Genomic DNA, 20698 nt, shown 5'->3' with positions numbered 1-20698 from the left:
GCGATATCTGCCGCTGCAGCGCGGGTCGCGACGACCTGGCACAGGTGGGCCCTGGCAACCTTCGACCACGGAAGCCGGGGTGGTGGAACCGGTCAAGTTCGCCAGGAGGGCGTAATCGCGCAGCCGGTTGTTATTGCAGGGAAACCGCATTGACCGAGGCAGGTACTGGAACCGAACTGGCTTTGATCTCAGCGACGGATCGTGGTGCCGCCCGTAGAGCCTTGCCGAGATGTCTCTTCGGCGGGGATGAGACCGAAGCTGCGTGCGCGGATGGCGGCCAGTTTCCTCGTGAACCGGCGGATTACGGGATGATCCACTGTCGTCACCTTTGTCGTCGATCCGAAAACGGACGAAATCGGATTCGAGACTTGTTGCCCAAGTGCTGGTTCAGGAATGTTAATGGAAGTAGCCGGGCCATTGAGCGAGTCGGGCACCCCCCGGTGCAGAAGAGAAATCACCACGGCAACGAGGAGGCAGCACCATGCCTACCATCACTTCCATCTCCCCCACATCAGGGCCCGCCAATACGACTGTGACGATCACGGGTACCGGGTTCGTCCCTATTGTCACGAGCGTGAAGTTCGGCAATGTGGCGACCTCTTTCACGGTGAACTCGCCCACGCAGATTACGGCGATCGCTCCTGCCAATTTGTCCGGGACGGTGTTGGTCACCGTTACCACCTCGACGACTGGCACCAGCAACGGGGTTCCCTTCACCTATGTCGCGGTTCCCTCGTTGAGCAGCGTCACCCCGAGCCAAGGGTCCACCGCGGGCGGGACGACGGTCACGCTCACCGGGTCGGGTCTGACCGGTGTCACCTCGGTGAATTTCGGTGCCACACCGGCGACTTCGTTCACGGTCAACTCGGACAATCAGATCACCGCGGTCTCGCCTCCCGGGTCGGGGATCGTGTCGATCACCGTCACCGGGCCGGGCGGTACCAGCAACCCGGTCACCTTCGTCTACGTCGTGGTGCCGACCATCACCTCGATCTCCCCGACCGCGGGCCCCGCCTCGGGTGGCAACAGCGTCGTCATCACCGGCAGCGGGTTCACCGGTCCATTGACAGTGCGGTTCGGCAACAACGCAACCATTTTCACCGTCAATTCCCCCACCCAGATCACCGCCATCGCGCCTCCGGGATCCGGCACGGTCCAAGTCACCGTCACCGGCTCGGGCGGAACCAGCAACGGCGTCTCCTACACCTACGCCGGAGTTCCCAGCCTGACCAGCGTCTCGCCCAATACCGCCCCCGTGACCGGCGGGACGACAGTGGTGCTCACCGGAACCGGCTTGTCCACGGCCACCGCAGTGAACTTCGGTGCCACACCGGCGACGTCGTTCGTCGTCAACTCCGATACGCAGATCACGGCGGTCGTTCCCGCAGGGACGGGTACCGTGCAGGTCACCGTTACCACCGCCGGAGGAACCACCAACGGCGTCCCCCTCACCTACGTCGGGGTGCCCACCTTGACGACAGCGGTGCCGAATGTCGGTCCGGTGAGCGGCGGCACCACGGTCGTGCTCACCGGAACGAATCTGACCGGAACGACGGCGGTCAATTTCGGTGCCACACCGGCGACATCGTTCACGGTCAACTCGGCTACCCAGATCACCGCGGTGGCTCCGGCAGGTGCGGCTGGGACGGTACAGATCACCGCAACCGGACCAGGTGGAACCAGCAACGGCGTCGGCTTCACGTACGTCGCGGTCCCCACCTTGTCGACGGTGGTGCCCAACGCCGGGCCGGTGACCGGAGGGACTACGGTCGTTCTCACCGGAACAGGACTCACGGGAGCTACGGCAGTGAACTTCGGTGCCACCCCGGCAGCGTCGTTCGTCGTCAACTCCGACACGCAGATCACCGCAGTCACCCCGGCCGGGACCGGGACGGTGCAGGTCACCGTAACCACGGCGGGCGGAACCAGCAATGGTGTCGCCTTCACCTATGTCGCGGTGCCCACACTCACCACCCTGGTGCCGAACGTAGGACCGGTGACCGGTGGCACAACCGTCGTGCTCACCGGTACGGGACTGACCGGAACCAGCGCGGTGAACTTCGGTGCCACGCCGGCAACATCGTTCACCGTCAACTCCGATACCCAGATCACGGCCGTGTCTCCGGCCGGGACCGGGACGGTGCAGGTGACCGCCACCACGCCCGGCGGAACCACCAACGGCTTGGCCTTCACCTACATCCCGGTACCAGCCATCACCACGGTGGTGCCGAATGCGGGCTCGGCGACCGGCGGCACGACAGTAGTGATCACCGGATCGGGTCTGACCGGAGCAACAGCGGTGAACTTCGGTGCCACCCCGGCGGCCTCGTTCACCGTCAACTCCGATACTCAGATCACGGCCGTCTCGCCCGCCGGGACGGGAACCGTGCAACTGACGGTGACCACTGCGGGTGGAACCAGCAACGGCGTCGCGTACACCTTCATCCCGGTGCCCGCCCTCACCTCGCTGGTACCGAATATCGGCCCGACAACCGGCGGCACGACGGTCGTCCTCACCGGAACGAATCTGACCGGAACCACCGCGGTGAACTTCGGCGCGACACCGGCAGCGTCGTTCACCGTCGACTCCGCCACCCAGATCACCGCCGTCTCCCCGGCCGGGACGGGAACGGTGCAGGTCACCGCCACCACCCCGGGTGGAACCAGCAACGGCCTCGCGTTCACCTTCGTCGCGGTACCCACCCTGACGACAGCGGTGCCGAACGTCGGGCCGGTGACCGGCGGCACGACGGTCGTGCTCACCGGCACCGGTCTGACCGGAGCTACAGCGGTGAACTTCGGTGCCACCCCGGCAACCTCGTTCACCGTGAACTCCGACACCCAGATCACCGCCGTCTCCCCGGCGGGGACCGGAACGGTGCAGGTCACCGCCACGACAGCGGGCGGAACCAGTAACGGCGTCGGCTTCGCCTATGTCGCGGTGCCCGCACTCACCACGGTGGTGCCGAACGCCGGGCCGGTGACCGGCGGCACGACGGTCGTGCTCACCGGCACCGGTCTGACCGGAGCTACAGCGGTGAACTTCGGTGCCACCCCGGCAACCTCGTTCACCGTGAACTCCGACACCCAGATCACCGCGGTCACCCCGGCCGGGACCGGAACCGTTCAGGTCACCGCCACGACAGCGGGCGGAACCAGCAATGGTGTCTCCTTCACCTATGTCGCGGTGCCAACCCTGACCACAGTGGTTCCGAGCGCAGGGCCGGTGACCGGCGGCACAACCGTCGTGCTCACCGGCACGGGTCTGACCGGAGCTACAGCGGTGAACTTCGGTGCCACCCCGGCGACCTCGTTCACCGTCGACTCGGCTACCCAGATCACAGCGGTCGCCCCTGCTGGGACCGGGACGGTACAGGTCACGGCCACCACGCCCGGAGGAACCACCAACGGTGTCGCCTACACCTATGTGGCGGTGCCCGCCCTCACCACACTGGTACCGAATTCCGGCGTGGAAGCAGGTGGAACGACGGTCGTGCTCACCGGCACCGGTCTGTCCGGAGCTACAGCGGTGAACTTCGGTGCCGCCCCGGCGACCTCGTTCACCGTCGACTCCGCCACCCAGATCACTGCCGTCTCCCCCGCTGGGACCGGGACCGTGCAGGTCACCGCCACCACCGCGGGCGGAACGACCAACGGCCTTGCCTTCACCTACATTCCGATACCCACCGTCACCACGGCGGTGCCGAATACCGGCCCGGCAACCGGCGGCACGACAGTCATCATCACCGGAACGGGTCTGACCGGAGCCACGGCGGTCAACTTCGGCGCGACACCGGCAGTGTCGTTCACCGTCGACTCCGCCACCCAGATCACTGCCGTCTCCCCGGCCGGGACGGGAACCGTGCAACTCACCGTCACCACACCGGGCGGGACCAGCAGCGGCGTCGCCTTCACCTTCATCCCGGTACCGGCCCTCACCTCGCTGGCACCGAATGTGGGCCCCGCGGCGGGCGGCACGACGGTCGTCCTCACGGGCACGGGTTTGACCGGAACAACCGCGGTGAACTTCGGCGCGACACCGGCAGCGTCGTTCACCGTCGACTCCGCCACCCAGGTCACGGCGGTCGCCCCCGCCGGGACAGGAACCGTGCAGGTCACCGCCACGTCACCGGGTGGAACCAGTAATGGCCTCGCCTACACCTACGTTCCGGCCCCAACCCTCACCACGGTGGTACCGAATCAGGGCCCGGAATCGGGCGGCACGATAGTCACTCTCACCGGGACGGGGCTGTCCACTGCCTCCGCGGTGAACTTCGGTGCCACACCGGCGACCTCGTTCATCGTCGACTCCGACACCCAGATCACGGCCGTCTCCCCGGCGGGAACCGGGACCGTGCAGGTCACTGTCACGACCGCGGGTGGAACCAGTAACGGCGTTGCGTTCACTTACTTCGCGACACCCACCCTGACCACCGCGGCGCCGACTCAGGGCTCGGTATCGGGCGGTACGACAGTCGTGCTCACGGGCACGAACCTGACGGGAGCCACCGCGGTGAGCTTCGGTGCCACTCCGGCTACCTCGTTCACCGTCGACTCCGCCACCCAGATCACCGCCGTCTCCCCGGCGGGAACCGGGATCGTGCAGGTCACCGTCACCACCCCAGGTGGAACCACCGGTGGCGTCCCCTTCATCTTCGTCGACGTGCCCACCCTGACCACGGCGGCCCCGAATCAGGGGCCGGAAGCCGGCGGCACGACAGTGGTCCTCACAGGCACGGCACTGACCGGAGTAACAGCGGTGAACTTCGGTGCCACACCGGCCACGTCGTTCACCGTCAACTCCGCCACCCAGGTCACGGCAGTCGCCCCGGCCGGGACCGGAACCGTGCAGGTCACCGTCACCACCGCGGGTGGAACCAGCAACGGCGTCGCGTACACCTACATCGCGGCTCCCGCCCTGACCACGGCGGCACCCAGCACTGGCCCGGCGGCAGGCGGCACGACCGTGGTCGTCACCGGCACCGACCTGACCGGAGCCACAGCGGTGAACTTCGGTGCCACACCGGCAGCCTCGTTCACCGTCGACTCGCCCACCCAGATCACCGCCGTCTCCCCGGCGGGGACCGGGACCGTGCAAATCACCACTACGACAGCGGGTGGAACCAGCAACGGCGTCGCGTTCACCTTCATCGCGGCGCCCGCGCTCACCACACTCGCACCCACCTCGGGTGCGGAAACTGGCGGTACGACAGTGGTCGTCACCGGCACCGACCTGACGGGAGCTACAGCGGTGAACTTCGGTGCCACACCGGCGACCTCGTTCACCGTCGACTCGCCCACCCAGATCACGGCAGTCTCGCCCGCCGGAACTGGCACTGTGCAAGTCACCGCCGTCACTTCGGGCGGAACCAGTAACGGGTTGGCCTTCACCTACACCCCGGCGCCCGCGCTCACCACACTCGCACCCACCTCGGGTGCGGAAACTGGCGGTACGACAGTGGTCGTCACCGGCACCGACCTGACGGGAGCTACAGCGGTGAACTTCGGTGCCACACCGGCGACCTCGTTCACCGTCGACTCGCCCACCCAGATCACGGCAGTCTCGCCCGCCGGAACTGGCACTGTGCAAGTCACCGCCGTCACTTCGGGCGGAACCAGTAACGGGTTGGCCTTCACCTACACCCCGGCGCCCGCGCTCACCGCAGCGGCACCCAACACCGGACCGGAGGCCGGCGGAACAACCGTCGTCATCACCGGCACCGACCTGACCGGAGCTACAGCGGTGAACTTCGGTGCCACACCGGCGACCTCGTTCACCGTCGACTCGCCCACCCAGATCACGGCAGTCTCACCCGCCGGGACCGGAACCGTGCAAATCACCACCACAACCCCAGGAGGAACGAGTAACGGAATCAGCTTCATCTATGCTTAACGGCTGATCCGGCTGGGCCGTCGGCAACTACTGCCGGCGGCCCAGTTTCGTTGCGACCCATCGCGCTGTTCACCGAACCGCACCAGCAGCGGTCGAACTCTCCGCTCCAGGATCGTACCGGTGGGAGCGGGTGGAGTCGCTGCCGGTGCTGTCGACGGTGACCCCTGGTGCGGTGCGCGCCCAACTGCCGCCGTCCCCGCCCGAGGTCGGCGAGCCGTTCGCCGCTCTGCTCGACGATATGGATCGAATTATCGTGCCCGGCTTGACGCATTGGCAGCATCCGGGTTTCTTCGCCTACTACCCGACGGGTGCGTCTGGTCCTGCGGCGCTGGCCGATCTGCTGGCCTCCGGATTGGGTGTGCAGGGGATGCTCTGGCAGACCGGGCCGGCCTGTACCGAGTTGGAACAGCATGTACTGGACTGGCTTGCCGGGTTGATCGGCCTGCCCGAACGCTTCACCTTCGCGGGCGGCGGTGGCGGTGTGGTTCAGGACGCCGCCTCCAGCGCGATGCTCGTCACGCTGCTCGCGGCGCTGCACCGAGCCTCGGATGGGCAGGTCGCTCGTGACGGTATCGACCGTGGCCGCTATGTCGTCTACACATCGACCGAAGCCAACTGTGGATGCGAAAAAATCGCGCGCATCACGGGTCTCGGCTCCTCGGCCGTGCGTTTCATCGCCACCCGTGCCGACCTGTCGATGGACCCGAAGGCGCTGCGGGCGGCGATGGAACACGATGTGGCCCGCAGCCGAACCCCCGTTCTGGTGACGGCGACGGCGGCACGACGTCCACCGGTGCGGTCGATCCGGTGCAGCTCATCGGTCCGGTCTGCCGCGAATACGGTGCCTGGCTGCATGTGGACGCGGCGTACGCGGGTGTCGCCGCGATATGTCCGGAGCTGCGTTGGATCCACGCGGGTGTGGCCGAGTTCGCCGATTCCTATGCGACCAATCCGCACAAATGGCTGCTCACCGCGCTGGACTTCGACGCCTGCTACGTCGCCGATCGTGGTGCGCTGACCGGTGCGCTGTCGGTGTTGCCGGAATACCTGCGCAACGGTGCGAGCGAATCGGGTGCGGTAGTGGACTACCGGGATTGGCAGGTGCCGGCGGGACGTCGGTTCCGGGCGTTGAAACTATGGGCGGTGATCCGCTGGTACGGCGCGACCGGGCTGCGCGAACATATCCGGCACAGTGTGGCACTGGCCCAGCAGTTCGCCACGTGGGTCGGCGCGGACGATCGTTTCGAAGTGCTTGCACCGCATCCACTATCGCTGGTCTGTTTCCGATTGCGCTGCGGTGACGAGGCGAATAGGGCACTGTTGGACGCGGTCAACGCGACAGGACGAGTTTTCCTGTCAAACACCGAGGTTCGCGGGGTGTTCGCACTCCGGTTGGCGGTCGGCGGCACCGCCACCCGCCAGGAACATGTGGCCACCGCGTGGACGCTGTTGAGCGAGTGGGCGGAAATCGTCGCCGTATCGCGCTGAGCCGACCTAGCCGAGCAGGTCGGTTGCAGCCTCAGCCGAGTGGGTGCAGGACCGCCGCTGCCGAGGGTCGCACTCGAGTAATGCGGCCCTGGATACCGCATGGCAAACGCCGCCGAGCCCGGGCTCGGCGGCGCTCGTACCTGTCTCGGAAAGTCAGTTGACGGTGAATGTGCCGGTGAGCGACGCCTCGGTCACGCCGGGGCAGGACTGCTCGGTGCTCACTGTGTTGTCATCCGACGCGGTATGCCCAGCGTAGGTGCCGGACTCGATGAGGATCGGGAAGGTGGCAGGACCGGACCCCTTGGACTTGCTCTGGTTGCCCGCGGACTTGCTGCTGATCCTGCTGGTGCTGCCATCGGACCAGGTGATGGTGCCCGTGCCCTGATGAACGTTGACCTTCCCGTCGCACGAGGCGACTTCAGTGCCCTCCTCGTCCATGCTGACGGGGTACGGCTCGCCCTGGTCGACCGCGGGTCCCCTGCAGTCGGTGAATTCGGTGGTGGCCGTCCATTCCACCTTCGACGGCGTCTCGCCCGACCCGGAACCCGCCCAGTTGACTGTGCCGTTTTCGGTACAGATGATGATCGGATCCGCGGTGCTGGCACCGGGCGGTGCGGCGATGCCCGGTGCGGCGAACGGGATGAGCCCGAGCGACGCGCTTGTGAGAACAACGGCTCCGGCCAGACGATATCGGATGAGCATGCGTCTCCTTGGTCGTTCCTGCTCAGCTGAGTCCGTTCCAGACATTAATCAGCTAACGACCCCGAATCAGGTTCCCCGACGCACAGCGGCGTTGCGCGGACAACCGGCACCCTGGGTACTGCCGACGATTCGGAGGAGTAACGGCCGTGGCTACGCGCGAGCGTGCCCGACGGCTTCCTCGAGCGGTACGAATTCGATCGCGCGAAGGCCCTTCCGGCGACCCGCCGCCGCGTATTCGACTGTCGACTTATCTGTGCGCTGCGGACGCTGTTTCGCGCAACCTGAGCGTCGATTTGTCCGGTCGACGCTCAGGTTGCCGCGGCCTCGGTCCCTGTGCCCCGGAGACCTATGCTGAGCCCGCCGCCACGGCACTCACCACGACGGCGGCGGTGAGCGCCGCGTCGACCGCCTGCACCGCGTCCCTGGCCGCCTTCGAAGCCCAGTCCCCGGCGGCGATCTCCTTGGCCCGCTGCGTCACCACTCGACGGTCGTGGTCGGGGAAGATTTTCGGCGCAGCGCCGGCCGCCGACAGCAACGAGATCAAGGCGGCGGCGCGAGGGTCGACAGGGGCGTCAGGGTGTGCGAACGGCGGTGTCAGCCGGTCCCGGAGTACCTTGCGGTGCCCCCTCGGCATCCAGGCGGTACGGGGAAAGATACCCAGTGCCCGGTGGTGTTCGACGCGTACCAGGCCCTCGTCCGCCAGCCGATGCAACACCTTCGGCCGCAACCCCTTCGACAGTTTCTCAATCGCAACTCGGGGTTTCATCGGACGCGCCGCCTCGATCCTGGCGAGCGCTTCGCCCAGTATCGGATCGGCACTCTTGTTCGCGCTCACCACGATCCGGCCCGGTTTCGCCGCGTCGCCCGGCCCGGCCAGCCGGATTGCCCCGGCGTCGATCAGGTCCAGCAGCACGGCTCCGGCGAGAACCCTTGGGGTACGGGTGCTGTCGGCCATCGAGTGCCCGGTACGTTCGTCGAGGAGCAGTAGCGTCAGGTCTCCGGCGAGCAGGTTCATCACTCGTGCTCTGGTTCCGCGTCGGGCCGCGTCCAGGCCAGGATCATCGTCGGGGTGCAGCCGCCGACGAGCAGCGCGGTCAGCAGCATCACCCCGCCGGCGTAGGCCGCCTGGATATTGTCGAGGTCGGTGAACCCGCCCACGACGATCAGCCAGATCGCGGGAATCATCGCCAGCGTCTGTGTGAGGGTGAGCCCCACCGAGCGAGCCGCGTTGCGCTGCTCGATCTCCCATTCGTCCAGGGCGCCGACGGGCGCGTCGGCTTGGCGTCCCGAGACGATCTGCAGCGATATCCACAGCGGAAGGAACGCCAGGCACACCGGCGCCCACAGCAGGGGTCCCCGCTCCAGACCGCACGCGATCAGCACTGCGACGACCGCCAGGGCCAGGAACATCGTCGCGAGGGCCACCACCAGCAGCCGGCGGCGGCGACGTGTCCGCCACCGCGGCAACATGTGGGCCCAGCGCTCGGCGTGGAACTCGAACCGGCGTGTCCGGCGAGCCTGATAGCGCTCCAGCAGATTCGGGTGCGTCATCGAATATCCCCTCCCTCGTTCCGGTAGACCGCCGTGGACAGCGGTGCGAATTCCTCCCGCGAGAACACTGCCTCGACCGGCAGCCCGAACACATCGCAGATCCGCAGCGCCAGATCGAGGCTCGGATAGTGATCGCCCCGTTCCAGCGCCCCGACCGTCTGCGGATTCACCTCGATCGCCTCGGCGAGCTGGGCCCGGCTCATTCTCCGCTCGGCACGTAACACGCCGATGCGGTTGTAAATGGGAAGATTCTTCCCACGCCTCACCGGACTCATACAACGAATTGTTGCATTAACCCAACAGTTCGTCAACGGTGGAAGCAGCCCGCTGACGCTGAAGCATGCAGGCGTCGATAGCCGCGCGGCGTCGCGTGATGCTCGCGTATGGTCCCTGACCAGCATTTTCCCGCCGGACGCGTTTTTGGGCCGCCAGGCCACTGAGGACGGTGTCGGCCAGACACCAAGCCTCACCCTGACGCCCTCGGCGGCGAAGGCGCACCGGTCCACCACAGGGGTGCACCGGTGGCGACAGCTCTCGGTGCGCCGAGTGCATCTCCTCTCGCCGCCGTGTATCGGGCGTGGGCGTGTTCGTTGTTGTCGAATTGGATTTGCTTATAACGCCGTTGGTCGAGCCGACGCAAGTTCGGTGTGGCCGGGTCCGGGGCGATCTCATGCATGCCGGCTGCGGCTCGCTGCACCGGTGAGGCCGACCCGATTGTCGATCTTCTGCACATCGACGACAGCTTCCCGGCCGCCGACGCGATCGAACTCGGCAGGCGAGACGTCGCGGAAAGACAGCGGCCGATCGCGCACCGGGTAGGCGGTGAATCCTTCGGGAATCGGCAGTGGGATCGTCGCTGGCTTGGCGCCGGGTTGCAGGCCCCGCGTAGCGACGGGCCTGCGTCACCTGACCGATACGAGCGGGGGCGCATACCAGTCATCTGACGGACGCGACGGCTACCGCGAACTTCGTAGCGTCGGACTATGGCGAAACGATCCGAACCGCGTTCAGCGACCGTGCTGGTGACCGGAGCTTCCACTGGCATCGGACGGGCCACCGTGTTGCTGCTGGCCCACGAGGGCTTCACCGTCTACGCCGGCGTCCGTAAGGAGGCCGACGGGCAGGCGCTGGGCAAGACCGTCATCCCGCTCCAGCTCGACGTCACCGATCCGGCCCGGATCGCCGAGGTCGCTGAAGGTCTGGGCCGCCTCGACGCGCTTGTCAACAACGCCGGAATCGGCGTGACCGGACCGGTCGAGTTCGTTCCGCTGGACGAGTGGCGTCGGCAGTACGAGGTCAATGTGTTCGGCCAGATCGCCGTCACCCAGGCCATGCTGCCGATGCTGCGGATCTCACACGGCCGAGTGGTCACCGTCGGCTCGGTGGGTAGTTGGATTACCCTGCCCTTCGGCGGGCCGCTCTGTTCCTCCAAGCACGCCATCCGCTCGATCAACGACGCCCTGCGCATGGAGCTGAAAGCCTCTGGCGTGCACACAGTCCTCATCGAACCCGGAGCTACCCGAACCGACGCCGTCGACAAACTCGAGGACGAGGTCGAACCCCGCGTGGATTCTCTCGGACCCGAAGGCAAGCGGCTGTACGGCGCGGCCTATCGGACCATGGTCGCCAGCAGTCTCGCAGAGGAACGCACCGGCTCGAGCCCCGACGTGATCGCCCGGGCCGTGCTGCACGCGCTGACCGCACGCAAGCCGCGCGCCCGATATCCGGTCGGCAAGAAGTCGCGGTTGATGAGCACGCTCGGCCGCGTCGTCCCCCAGTACACCCTCGATGCCCTGCGCCTGCGCGCGCTGGGCCTGTCGTGAACGAGGTACATCATGACCCAACTCTCCGGAGCCGACGCGCTGACCGCCCTCGACCCCGTCTTCGCCCAGCTTGCCGTCGGCGCGGGCGAGAACCTATGGGGCCTGATGCATCTGACGGCGCGCGAGAAAGCCTTCGTCTGTTTGACTTCCGACCTGTGCCACCCGCACCTGGACCTGCCCCTGAGCATCCATGTGCGGATGGCCCTCACCAACGGCGTTGAACCCGAGGCCATCAGGGAGCTCTACCGCCACCTCGCCTCGTATGTCGGCTACCCCGTCGTCGTCTCAGCCTTTCAGCGATTGCGCGAACTCGGCCTACCCGAAGCGCAGGACGTCGATCTGGTCGCGCCAGTGCCGCTGACCGATGCGCTGGACCGTACCGTCCGTGCACTGGAGGATGTGGACCCCGGACTGGCCGCCTTCACCGAGGACCAATTGGCCCAGCGCTGGGCCCGCCCGCACCTCAGCGTCCGGGAGCGGGCAATCGCGTGCCTGGCCGTGGACATCTTCTACCAGACGCTGGGCGAATCGATGCGCCTGCACGCCGAGCTGGCGAGGGCAGCCGGGGCCACCGAGGAGACCTTCCGCGACCTGCTCCGTGGGCTGGCCGAGTTCGGGCTGGCCCGAGCCTGGGCCGCCGCACGCGAACTTCTTTCCTGAACCAATCGCCGGCTACCGGCAGCCGGTCTACAGCCGTGGAGATGATCTGCATGCGAACCAGGGTGTCGTTCACCGTTGTCGGCGTTAAGTGCGTCGGCTACCTTTACTTGCCCGCCGAATCCGGACCGGTGCCGTGCGTGGTGCTGTGCCACGGCTTCAGCGGAACGATGGACCGCCTCTTCGATTACGCCGAGCGCTTCGCCGCCGCGGGCTTCGCGGCGCTGGTCTTCGATTACCGAGGATTCGGAGAGAGCGATGGCGAACCGCGCCAGCTCCCCGATATCGACGCCCAGCTTGCCGATATCGCGGCCGCTGTGGACTTCGCTAGAGAACATCAACGGGTCGATCCCGGCAGGGTGCTGCTGTGGGGCAATTCGCTGGGCGGCGCCCACGTAATCACCGTGGCCGCCAGCGATCCCCGCATCGCGGCCATCGTGGCGCAAATCCCGTTCAACGGATTCCCGAAGAAGGTCGAGGGCCGATCGACCGCCGACACACTGAAGCTGCTCACCGCGATCCTCTGGGACGCACTCCGCGGCAAGCTGGGCCTTCGCCCCTACTACATCCCCATGGTGGGCCACCCTGGAGAGCTCGCCGTGACTGCGAGCCCCGAGGCCGAACAACATATCCAGGCTCTGACCGGTGATGATCAGAACACGTTGTGGCGCAATACCGTAGCCCCCAGAGCTCTACTGCAGATGATGCGCTATCGGCCCGCCGAGTCCGCCGCCCGACTGTCCTGCCCGCTACTGGTCTGCGTCGCCGCCGAGGACCGAGAAACACCCCTGGAAAACAGCCGTGAGCTGACCCGCCGAGCCCCCCACGGCGAACTCCGCGTCTATCCCGGCACCCACTTCACTTTTTACACCAACACCGAGTTCCGGGACCGTGTAGTCGCCGACCAGATCGACTTCTACCGCCGCGCATCCACAACGGCATGACGGGCGACACATGAGCGCTCCACACGCCGCATCACGAACCTGAAGAACGGATTCCGGCCAGGACAGGGAGACGGGAACGGCTTCATCGGGCCGGGCACGCGGAACGACGGACAGTCTCGCAATCTCGAGTGCGGCGCCGCGCTCGTAGGACATACAACAAACTACTTTGATTGGAGCACAATGTGATTCCTGAGCAAACCGATGTACTTGTCGTCGGCGGCGGCCCTACCGGGCTGCTGCTGGCCGGTGACCTGGCCCGGGCGGGGGTGGCCGTCACCCTGGTGGAACGGCATCAGCACGGGTCGGACCTGACACGCGCCTTCGGCGTGCACGCCCGGACCCTCGAACAGCTCGACGCGCGCGGGATTGCCGACGAGGTCGTGGCTGCGGGCGCGAAGGTAGGCGAACTCAGACTGTTCGGGTCGGTGAGCATAGATCTGGCAGGGTTGCTCGACAGCCGATTCCCGTACCTGCTCATCGTGCCACAGACCCACGTCGAGAACGTATTGCGTCGTCGGGCAACGGAACTCGGCGCGAATCTGGCAGCAGGGGCGGTGCTGACCGAGTTCACACAGACCGCCGAAGGCGTGGACGCGACTGTGCGGCAGGAGGATTCGGAGCAGCGAGTACGCGCGGATTATCTGGTCGGCGCCGACGGTTACCATAGCCGGGTCCGGGAAGCGCTGGGCCTGGAATTCCCGGGCAGGTCGGTCCTGAAGTCGATCATGCTGGCCGATGTCCGGCTCACCACTGCGCCGGAGGATGTGCTGGCCGTCAACGGTGTCGGGGACTGTTTCGCCTTCATCGCCCCGTTCGGTGACGGCTGGTACCGCGTCTTCGCCTGGAACCGCCGCAATCAGCTGCCCGACACCGAACCCGTGGAACTGGATGAGCTGCGGGAGGTGGCCCGCCGCGCGCTCGGCTCCGATTACGGGATGCACGACCCGCGCTGGATGTCGCGATTCCACAGCGACGAACGGCAGGTGGAGTCGTATCGAGTCGGCCGGGTGTTCCTGGCCGGTGACGCCGCGCACGTGCACTCGCCCGCAGGTGGTCAAGGCATGAACACCGGGCTGCAGGACGCCGCCAATCTGGGCTGGAAACTCGCTGCGGCCATCCAGGGCTGGGCCCCGGACGGGCTGCTGGACAGTTATCACGCCGAACGGCACCCGGTAGGACGGGAAGTGCTGCGCAGCAGCGGCGCGATCATTCGCGGCGCCATGCTGGAATCGCGGATCGGTCAGCTGGCCCGCAATGTCGTCGCGGGAACGGCACTCGAACTACCCCCGATCGCGCGCAAGGCGGCGGGGTCGATCTCGGGTATCGGGTTCGCCTACCCACGCCCCGAGGGTGCGCATCGCCTCGTCGGTAGTCGGGTCGGCGATACTCCGCTGCAGGGCACACCGGTGCGGCTGTACGAGGCGCTGCGGGGTGGGCAGTTCGTACTCGTCGCCAATGTTGAAGTGGCGCAGGAGGGTTGGGTTGACCGCGTGCGTGTCGCCAGGCCCGTCGATCCGGCGCATCCGGCGATGCTGGTCCGCCCGGACGGCTATGTGGCCTGGGCCGGCGACCGTCAGGACGTGGCCGAATGCAAGGCGGCACTGGATAACTGGACCTGACCTGCGGCCCCCGTCCCACCCGTGCGGAGCTGACCACCCATCCGGCGTCGAGAACGCCGGCCACCATCACGCTAATCTGAACCGTGCCGTGTTCCGTGCGGCACGAGGGATAGGCGTTGTTGGATGGGATCCATGCTGTTCGGCCGGCAAGCGGAGCAGTCGGCCATAGACGGGCTGCTGAAGGGCCGGTCCGGCGCTTTGGTGATCCGTGGCGAGGCGGGCGTCGGCAAGTCGGCTCTCCTGGAATACGCGGCCGCAACGGCCGGGGCACGGGTATTGCGGGTGGCCGGTGTCGAGTCTGAGGCCGATCTGCCGTTCGCTGCCCTGCATCGACTGCTGCGCCCGGTGCTCGATCAGGTGGAGGCATTGCCGTCGCAGCAGGCGAATGCGTTGCGCGCCGCCCTGGGTCTGGGTGACGTCGTGCACGGTGACCGATTCCTCGTCGGGCTCGCGACGCTCAGCCTGCTGGTGGAGCTGTCGGTGGCGAGCCCGGTGGTGTGCCTGGTCGACGACACGCAATGGCTGGACGGCGAATCCTCCGACGCCCTGCTGTTCGCCGCGCGCCGCCTGCATACCGAGCCCGTCGCCGTACTGTTCGCCTCGAGGAACGACTGGTGTTCCGGGGAAGATTGTCCCGCACGGGATTTGCCCGAGTTGCGACCAGGTTGCCTGGACGACGAGGCTGCCCGCAAGCTCCTCGAGGACGAAGCCCCGGATCTGCCACCCGCCGTACGTGACCAGATCGTCGTCGAGGCGATGGGAAATCCGCTCGCCCTGATCGAACTGCCCCGCATGCTCACCCGCGAGCAACGCAAGGGCGCTCTGGTCCTACCGCCGTTCTCTCCTAGTGCGGCACAGTCCGTGACGGACCGGGTACTGATGGGGTTCCGCGCGCGGATCGCAGAGCTCCCGGACGACACTCGGTCCTGCATGCTGGTGGCGGTCTTGGAGAACATCGACGAGTTGGACGTGCTCACGCACACGATCGGCCTGCTCGGCGCTTCGCTGGAGGACTTCGCGGTGGCCGAGCGGGCGGGCCTGGTCGGGGTGGGCCCGGACGGCGTCACCTTCCGGCATCCGCTGGTACGTACCGCGGTGCTGCTGGCCTGCGACATCGCCACCCGGATGGCCGCGCACCGGGCGCTGGCCGCGGCGGTCGACGCCGACCGGCGCGCCTGGCATCTCGCTGCCGTCGCCCTCCAGCCGGACGAGGAATTGGCCGGGAAGCTCGAAAGGCTGGCGCTGCGTGCGCGGCAACGCGGTGGTCAGGCGGCGGTGTCGGCCACGTACGCGCGTGCGGCCGAGCTGTCCACAGATCCCGCTGAGGCCGTCCGACGGTGGACGGCCGCGGCCGAAGCCGCGACCGAAGCCGGACTGTGGCAGCGCGCGGGTGAACTGGTCGACAGGGCACGGGACCGGGCCGAGGCGGCGACACCAACGGGCGATGTCCTGGCACAGCTCGCCTACGTACGCGCGAAACTGGAACTCCGATCCGCTCGGCCGTTGGCGGCCGTGCGGCTCATGCACGAAGGGGCCGAGGCGGCGGACGATATGCCGGCCAGGCTGTCGCTGATCGCACTGTCGGGCTACTACGCCTGGGCAAGCGCCACACACCCGGATCAGCTCGCGCTGGCTCGCCGCTCCGAGGAGATGTGCCCGGACAGTGCGGGGCTGCCTGCCATGGTGCGCGCGGCCAACCGCGCGCTGCGCCTGCTCGTCGAAGGCAAGCCCGCGACGGCGGCCGACTTCGTGATTCCGGCCGGTCACCTACCGTCGGAGTTGCGTTACCTCATCGCGTTTCAGGACCTGGCCCGCGCCGGCGCGTACGGCATGCTCGATCGCGCGACCGGGCTCGTCGAGGAATGCCGGGCCGAAGGGCGACTAGGACGCATGCCCCAGGCCATGACGCTCCTCGCCATCGCCCAGCTCCTGAACGGACAGCACCCCTCCGCGCGGGCCACAGCGACCGCGGGCATGACCTTGGCATCAGATGTCGGCCAGCCGATGTGGCGCGGCTACCTGGCGGCCGTGCACGCCTGGCTGTCCGCGGTCGCCGGGGCGGAAGCCGAATGTATTGCCTTGGCGGAGCAGGCGATTCAGGACGCGGACCACCGTGCGTGGATGCCGGCGGCCTGCTGGGCCGAGTACGCGCGGGTGATCCTCGATCTCGGGCTGGGCCGCTCCGATGCGGTGCTCGATCGGGTGGACCAGGCGATGACCGGTCCCACCCGCCACGCCTTCCTGTGGTGGTATGCGTGGCCGGACTACATCGAAGCCGCAATCCGGTTGGGCGATTCGCGACGGGGCCACGATCGGCTGCGCCCCCTCGCCGAATGGGTCGAGAGCACGGGCCAGGCGGCGGCACTCGCCATTCTGCATCGGGCACGTGCGCTGCTGGCCCCGGACAACGCGGCCGGGGAGCTCTTCGAGCAGTCCTTGGCGCTGCACGCCCAACACCGGCAGCCCTTCGACGAAGCACGTACTCGCCTAGTATATGGAGAGTGGTTGCGCCGCAATAGGCGCCGCGCCGAGGCTCGCCCGCAACTCCACGCCGCCATGGAGACCTTCGACCGGCTCGGCGCGGCCGTCTGGTCGGACCGCGCTGCCGCCGAACTGCGCGCGACCGGGCTTTCCATGCCCGACCACTCCCGTGCCGGCGATCCGCTCGACGTGCTGACCCCGCAGGAACTCCAGGTGGTTCGGCTGGCCGCCACGGGGGCATCCAACCGCGAAATAGGCGCGCAACTGTTCGTGAGCCCGCGCACGGTGGCCTATCACCTGTACAAGGTGTTCCCCAAGCTGGGCGTCGCCTCGCGCGCGGAGCTGGCCAAGCTGGTGTTGTGACGCTCCAGCCAGCTGAGCCGGGGTGTGATGTCCAAGGTCGACGTCGTCGACGTCGATAAGGGTTTCTTGCTTGCGCTGCTTGTTCCAACCTCGTAGCCGGTGTAGCGGGGGTTGGTCAGGATCGAGCGCACCGCGCTCTTCGACCAGGCGACTGCCGAGCGGTGACAATTGCGATCGCGGTCATAAGCCGACGGGCACGAAATCCTCTCAGTGGTGAGGCGATTCGGAATGCGAAACCGATTGTGTGCCCGCAAGTGTCGACGGACAATACCTTCGACATCCACTGATCCAGGCCCGTTCGCGCGGTGCCTGCTGCTTGGAGGGCAGTCGGAATGTTCGTTGAACCGCTCTCGGCGCATCGCTATTTTCGGACCGCTGACCCCGAGGTGGCCCGGGCGGGGATGAGCGGCATTCTGCGTGAGCACCGGCTCGACCCGGGTGCCTCCTCCATGGAGGCCAGCTGCAATGTGGTCCGGTACGGCGATGTGGGCCTGGTCTACAAGCATTACGGGGTTCAGGTTCGGATCCGGACCGAACCCATCGAAACCTTCCGCCTGGTTCAAATACCGCTGGCCGGGTGGGCCCGAGTGCTCAACGGGACCGCGGATATTGCCTCCGACCCGGCGGTGGCCTCGGTTCCGGACCCGGACGCGCCCCTGGATATGAACTGGCACGAGAGCAGCAGGCAACTCCTTGTCCGATTCGACCGTGCCGCGTTGGACGACCATTTGCGGCGGATGCTGGGCCGGCCGCCGGATCGTCCGCTGCGGATGGCCATCGCCATGCAATTGCGGTCACCGGCCGCCCGGACCTGGTTCGAATCGCTGCGCATGCTGCAGACCGACGCCGAAGGCCCCGGCCTGTTCTTGGATCCGCGCCTGCGGTCGCAGGTCGAGCAGCTGATGATGTCCCAATTCCTGCTGGCCCAGCCGAACAGCTACACCGAACTCCTGCTCGACGGCGCCCCCGGAAAGTCGATGCCGCGTCCCATCCGCCTCGCCGAACAACTCATCACCGACCATGCGCACGAAATGCTCACTGTCACCGATATCGCAGAGGCAGTGGGACTTTCGGTGCGGAGCCTGCAGGAGGGCTTCCGGCGATACCTCGACACCACACCGACGGCGCGATTGCGTGAAGCCCGGCTGGTGGGCGTGCACTCCGCGCTGGCCGCCGCGGACCCCACCATGACCACGGTCGCCGCGGTGGCCGCGGACTGGGGGTTCTGGCATCTGGGCCGTTTTTCGGCCCTGTACCGGCGGCGATGGGGTGTGGCGCCGTCGGTGACGCTGCGCGCCTGACCCGCCGCGCAGCGCCGAGCCTGCCGCGCAGCCCGGACAGAACTCGCGCGAGGTGGATAGTCGCGGGCGGTCCGGTCCACCCATTATTAGTGCGGCGGATTTCCGCCGCACCGATACTCGATCCCATCGGCTTCGAAGGGTCAATCATGTCCTCACTCACACTGTTTCGCCGTCTCAGCGTCGCGGCGGCGGCCACCCTCGCGGTCGCCGGGTACGGCGCAGCCCTCGCGCCGGCGCCGGCGTCGGCGGCCTACGACTGCCCGGGCGGATTGTTCTGCGGCTACGACCACCGCAACGGCACCGGCATGTTCGTGCAGGTCGACAACAACTGTCTGTTGCACGACATCGGCAACGAGGGAAATGGAGACCGACTGAGCTCGTACTGGAACCGCACCGGAAAGACCGTCGGCGTCTACAACTGGACCGGTCAGGAGTGGCAACTGCTCGTCTCGGTCCCCGACAACAGCAAGGGCAATGTGCCCGCCGACGGTGACAACAAGGCCGATGCCCTGTGGGTCTGCGGCTGAGGTTGCACGGCAATACTCGGTAAACCCTCCCGGTGCGCAGCCGGGAGGGTTTACTGTCTGTCGGCGGATTCGATCCTGCGGCTATTCGACGCCCGGATACGGGCCGTACGCAGTGCTTGGGCTGCATCGCGGCGCTGCTTGCAATGCCGACGGCCAGCGGGCTGTTCCGTCGCGCGATAGCCCAGAGCGTCCCCGGTACCTACTTCTCGCCACGACTTGCCGCCGCGATCTCCGCGGCCAAGCCACTGTCGATGAGCTGGCCCGTATCCCCCGCACGCGCTGATCAACGCAACCGACGCAATCGGTCAGAAGATGCCCGAACTCGTCGAATCATGGGGACCTATGGCGAACTTCGCGACCACAGGAACCCCCCCAGCTGGGCGCCTTACGATCCAGACACACGATCCACCCGTGTCCACACGGCCGAGCCAATCACCCAGCCCTACCCGAGGAACACTCGCGCCACATCTGGTCCAACCACCAGTTCGAGACCCTCGACCTACCTGGGCGCGCTCCAGGCCGCCCCACGGGTCGAACCCAGCGCCCCGCAGGCAATTGCCAAGATGAACGAATACGCCCCTACCGGCTCCCCGCGGATGCCGATCCTGACCGTGCACACTACCGGGGACGACGCCGTCTTCACCAGCCTGGAATCGCCCTACGCCGCAAAGGTGCGCACCAACGGTGATGCCGCGCTGCTCAGGCAGACCTACGTGTCCGCCCCGGGGCACTGCAACTTCACCACGGACGAGGTGGTCGCATCGATCAAGGCGATGGACCAGCGCCTGAGCACCGGCGCCTGGCCGAGCACGAGTCCCCAGGACATGAACAAACGCGCGGCCGACAAAGGCACCGACTCCTCGCACTTCGTGGCGTTCCGGCCGGACCCGCTGCCCCGGCCGGAGCTCTATCCGTCGTCCCGCACGCGGTAGGCGCCCGCCGTCCCCCAGGCCTTCCAGGCCACTGACCAAAGAGAGCGCGCGGTGCCGGGGCGGTGCTTCTGGCCCCCAGCACCACGCGCAGGTCCTGCGCGGTCGATCGCCCGGGGCGACTTCATCCGCGCCAGGGCATCGCACAGGTAGGCGTCGGGACCGACCAGGGTCCGAGATTTGCCGTGCTCGACTCCGCGGCAGATGATTTCGGCCTCTTTCTCCGGTGCGGTCAGCACCGGTGTCTCGAACTCCGCGGCCATCGGTTCGTTTGTCCGGTCCCGGCTCGAGGTCCTTGCGACGGCGGCGGGCCAGGAGGAAACCCAGCAAGCCGCGGTCGGCGCGGAGTTCGGAGCGGGCCTGCGCCACATAGTGTCCGCCGCGTGCGCTCCGGAACTGCTGCCAGCACCGAGACCAGCA

16 protein-coding genes and 2 pseudogenes are annotated in these 20698 nt (G+C 67.3%); 11 read left to right on the top strand and 7 right to left on the bottom strand.

Annotated features, from left to right (window positions below):
* Window positions 1-481 precede the first annotated feature (481 nt).
* From LTT66_RS37550 to LTT66_RS31740, 3 genes and pseudogenes are all read left to right on the top strand, one after another.
* Window positions 482-661, top strand: a pseudogene (locus LTT66_RS37550) (IPT/TIG domain-containing protein); the annotation flags it as partial.
* Between the two features lie 75 nt (window positions 662-736).
* Entirely contained in the window at window positions 737-5893 is a 5157-nt protein-coding gene (locus LTT66_RS31745) for a beta strand repeat-containing protein (protein ID WP_233062208.1), read from the top strand.
* Window positions 5894-6023: 130 nt separating this feature from the next.
* A pseudogene (locus tag LTT66_RS31740) lies at window positions 6024-7381 on the top strand (aminotransferase class V-fold PLP-dependent enzyme).
* A gap of 153 nt (window positions 7382-7534) precedes the next feature.
* On the opposite strand, the gene LTT66_RS31735 reads toward LTT66_RS31740, so the two are convergent.
* The 5 genes from LTT66_RS31735 to LTT66_RS31715 form a co-directional block, all read right to left on the bottom strand.
* Complete coding sequence (locus LTT66_RS31735; protein WP_233062207.1) at window positions 7535-8083, bottom strand: hypothetical protein; 549 nt, start codon at window positions 8081-8083, stop codon at window positions 7535-7537.
* Window positions 8084-8429: 346 nt separating this feature from the next.
* Window positions 8430-9098 carry a GOLPH3/VPS74 family protein gene (locus LTT66_RS31730; RefSeq protein ID WP_233062206.1) on the bottom strand — a complete coding sequence of 223 codons (669 nt, stop codon included), beginning with the start codon at window positions 9096-9098 and terminating at the stop codon, window positions 8430-8432.
* The gene (locus tag LTT66_RS31725; RefSeq protein WP_233062205.1) at window positions 9098-9634 is read right to left on the bottom strand and encodes a hypothetical protein; all 537 of its coding nucleotides are present in this window, start codon (window positions 9632-9634) and stop codon (window positions 9098-9100) included. Before LTT66_RS31725 ends, LTT66_RS31730 begins: the two co-directional genes overlap by 1 nt.
* Window positions 9631-9909, bottom strand: a complete 279-nt coding sequence (locus tag LTT66_RS31720) for a helix-turn-helix transcriptional regulator (protein ID WP_233062204.1) — start codon at window positions 9907-9909, stop codon at window positions 9631-9633. The genes LTT66_RS31725 and LTT66_RS31720 overlap by 4 nt, the downstream gene beginning before the upstream one ends.
* 393 nt (window positions 9910-10302) lie before the next feature.
* Window positions 10303-10446 (bottom strand): hypothetical protein, encoded by a 144-nt coding sequence (locus LTT66_RS31715; protein ID WP_233062203.1) that lies wholly within the window; start codon window positions 10444-10446, stop codon window positions 10303-10305.
* A 171-nt stretch (window positions 10447-10617) separates the two neighbouring features.
* Between LTT66_RS31715 and LTT66_RS31710 the strand changes: the two genes are divergently transcribed.
* From LTT66_RS31710 to LTT66_RS31690, 5 genes are all read left to right on the top strand, one after another.
* Window positions 10618-11457 carry an SDR family oxidoreductase gene (locus LTT66_RS31710; protein WP_233062202.1) on the top strand — a complete coding sequence of 280 codons (840 nt, stop codon included), beginning with the start codon at window positions 10618-10620 and terminating at the stop codon, window positions 11455-11457.
* A gap of 12 nt (window positions 11458-11469) precedes the next feature.
* Window positions 11470-12117: a carboxymuconolactone decarboxylase family protein gene (locus LTT66_RS31705; protein ID WP_233062201.1), complete on the top strand. Its 648-nt coding sequence runs from the start codon at window positions 11470-11472 to the stop codon at window positions 12115-12117.
* A gap of 62 nt (window positions 12118-12179) precedes the next feature.
* Window positions 12180-13058: an alpha/beta hydrolase gene (locus LTT66_RS31700; protein ID WP_233062200.1), complete on the top strand. Its 879-nt coding sequence runs from the start codon at window positions 12180-12182 to the stop codon at window positions 13056-13058.
* A 182-nt stretch (window positions 13059-13240) separates the two neighbouring features.
* The gene (locus LTT66_RS31695; RefSeq protein ID WP_233062199.1) at window positions 13241-14677 is read left to right on the top strand and encodes an FAD-dependent monooxygenase; all 1437 of its coding nucleotides are present in this window, start codon (window positions 13241-13243) and stop codon (window positions 14675-14677) included.
* Window positions 14678-14800: 123 nt separating this feature from the next.
* Complete coding sequence (locus tag LTT66_RS31690) at window positions 14801-17521, top strand: helix-turn-helix transcriptional regulator (RefSeq protein WP_233062198.1); 2721 nt, start codon at window positions 14801-14803, stop codon at window positions 17519-17521.
* On the opposite strand, the gene LTT66_RS31685 is transcribed toward LTT66_RS31690, so the two are convergent.
* The gene (locus tag LTT66_RS31685) at window positions 17452-17880 is read right to left on the bottom strand and encodes a recombinase family protein (RefSeq protein WP_233069463.1); all 429 of its coding nucleotides are present in this window, start codon (window positions 17878-17880) and stop codon (window positions 17452-17454) included. The two genes, LTT66_RS31690 and LTT66_RS31685, sit on opposite strands and share 70 nt — an antisense overlap.
* 42 nt (window positions 17881-17922) lie before the next feature.
* Here LTT66_RS31685 and LTT66_RS31680 point away from each other — a divergent pair, with 42 nt between their 5' ends.
* The 3 genes from LTT66_RS31680 (at window position 17923) to LTT66_RS31670 (ending at window position 20281) form a co-directional block, all read left to right on the top strand.
* Window positions 17923-18822 carry an AraC family transcriptional regulator gene (locus LTT66_RS31680; RefSeq protein WP_233062197.1) on the top strand — a complete coding sequence of 300 codons (900 nt, stop codon included), beginning with the start codon at window positions 17923-17925 and terminating at the stop codon, window positions 18820-18822.
* Between the two features lie 146 nt (window positions 18823-18968).
* Window positions 18969-19349 (top strand): peptidase inhibitor family I36 protein, encoded by a 381-nt coding sequence (locus tag LTT66_RS31675; protein WP_233062196.1) that lies wholly within the window; start codon window positions 18969-18971, stop codon window positions 19347-19349.
* Window positions 19350-19912: 563 nt separating this feature from the next.
* Complete coding sequence (locus LTT66_RS31670; protein WP_233062195.1) at window positions 19913-20281, top strand: hypothetical protein; 369 nt, start codon at window positions 19913-19915, stop codon at window positions 20279-20281.
* On the opposite strand, the gene LTT66_RS31665 is transcribed toward LTT66_RS31670, so the two are convergent.
* Window positions 20257-20541 carry a hypothetical protein gene (locus LTT66_RS31665; RefSeq protein WP_233062194.1) on the bottom strand — a complete coding sequence of 95 codons (285 nt, stop codon included), beginning with the start codon at window positions 20539-20541 and terminating at the stop codon, window positions 20257-20259. The two genes, LTT66_RS31670 and LTT66_RS31665, sit on opposite strands and share 25 nt — an antisense overlap.
* Window positions 20542-20698 lie beyond the last annotated feature (157 nt).

Origin of the sequence: Nocardia gipuzkoensis, assembly GCF_021183645.1 — a bacterium.
GTDB lineage: Bacteria > Actinomycetota > Actinomycetes > Mycobacteriales > Mycobacteriaceae > Nocardia > Nocardia abscessus.
Note: the sequence above shows the minus strand (reverse complement) of the source record. Positions and strands in the feature narration are given on the sequence as shown.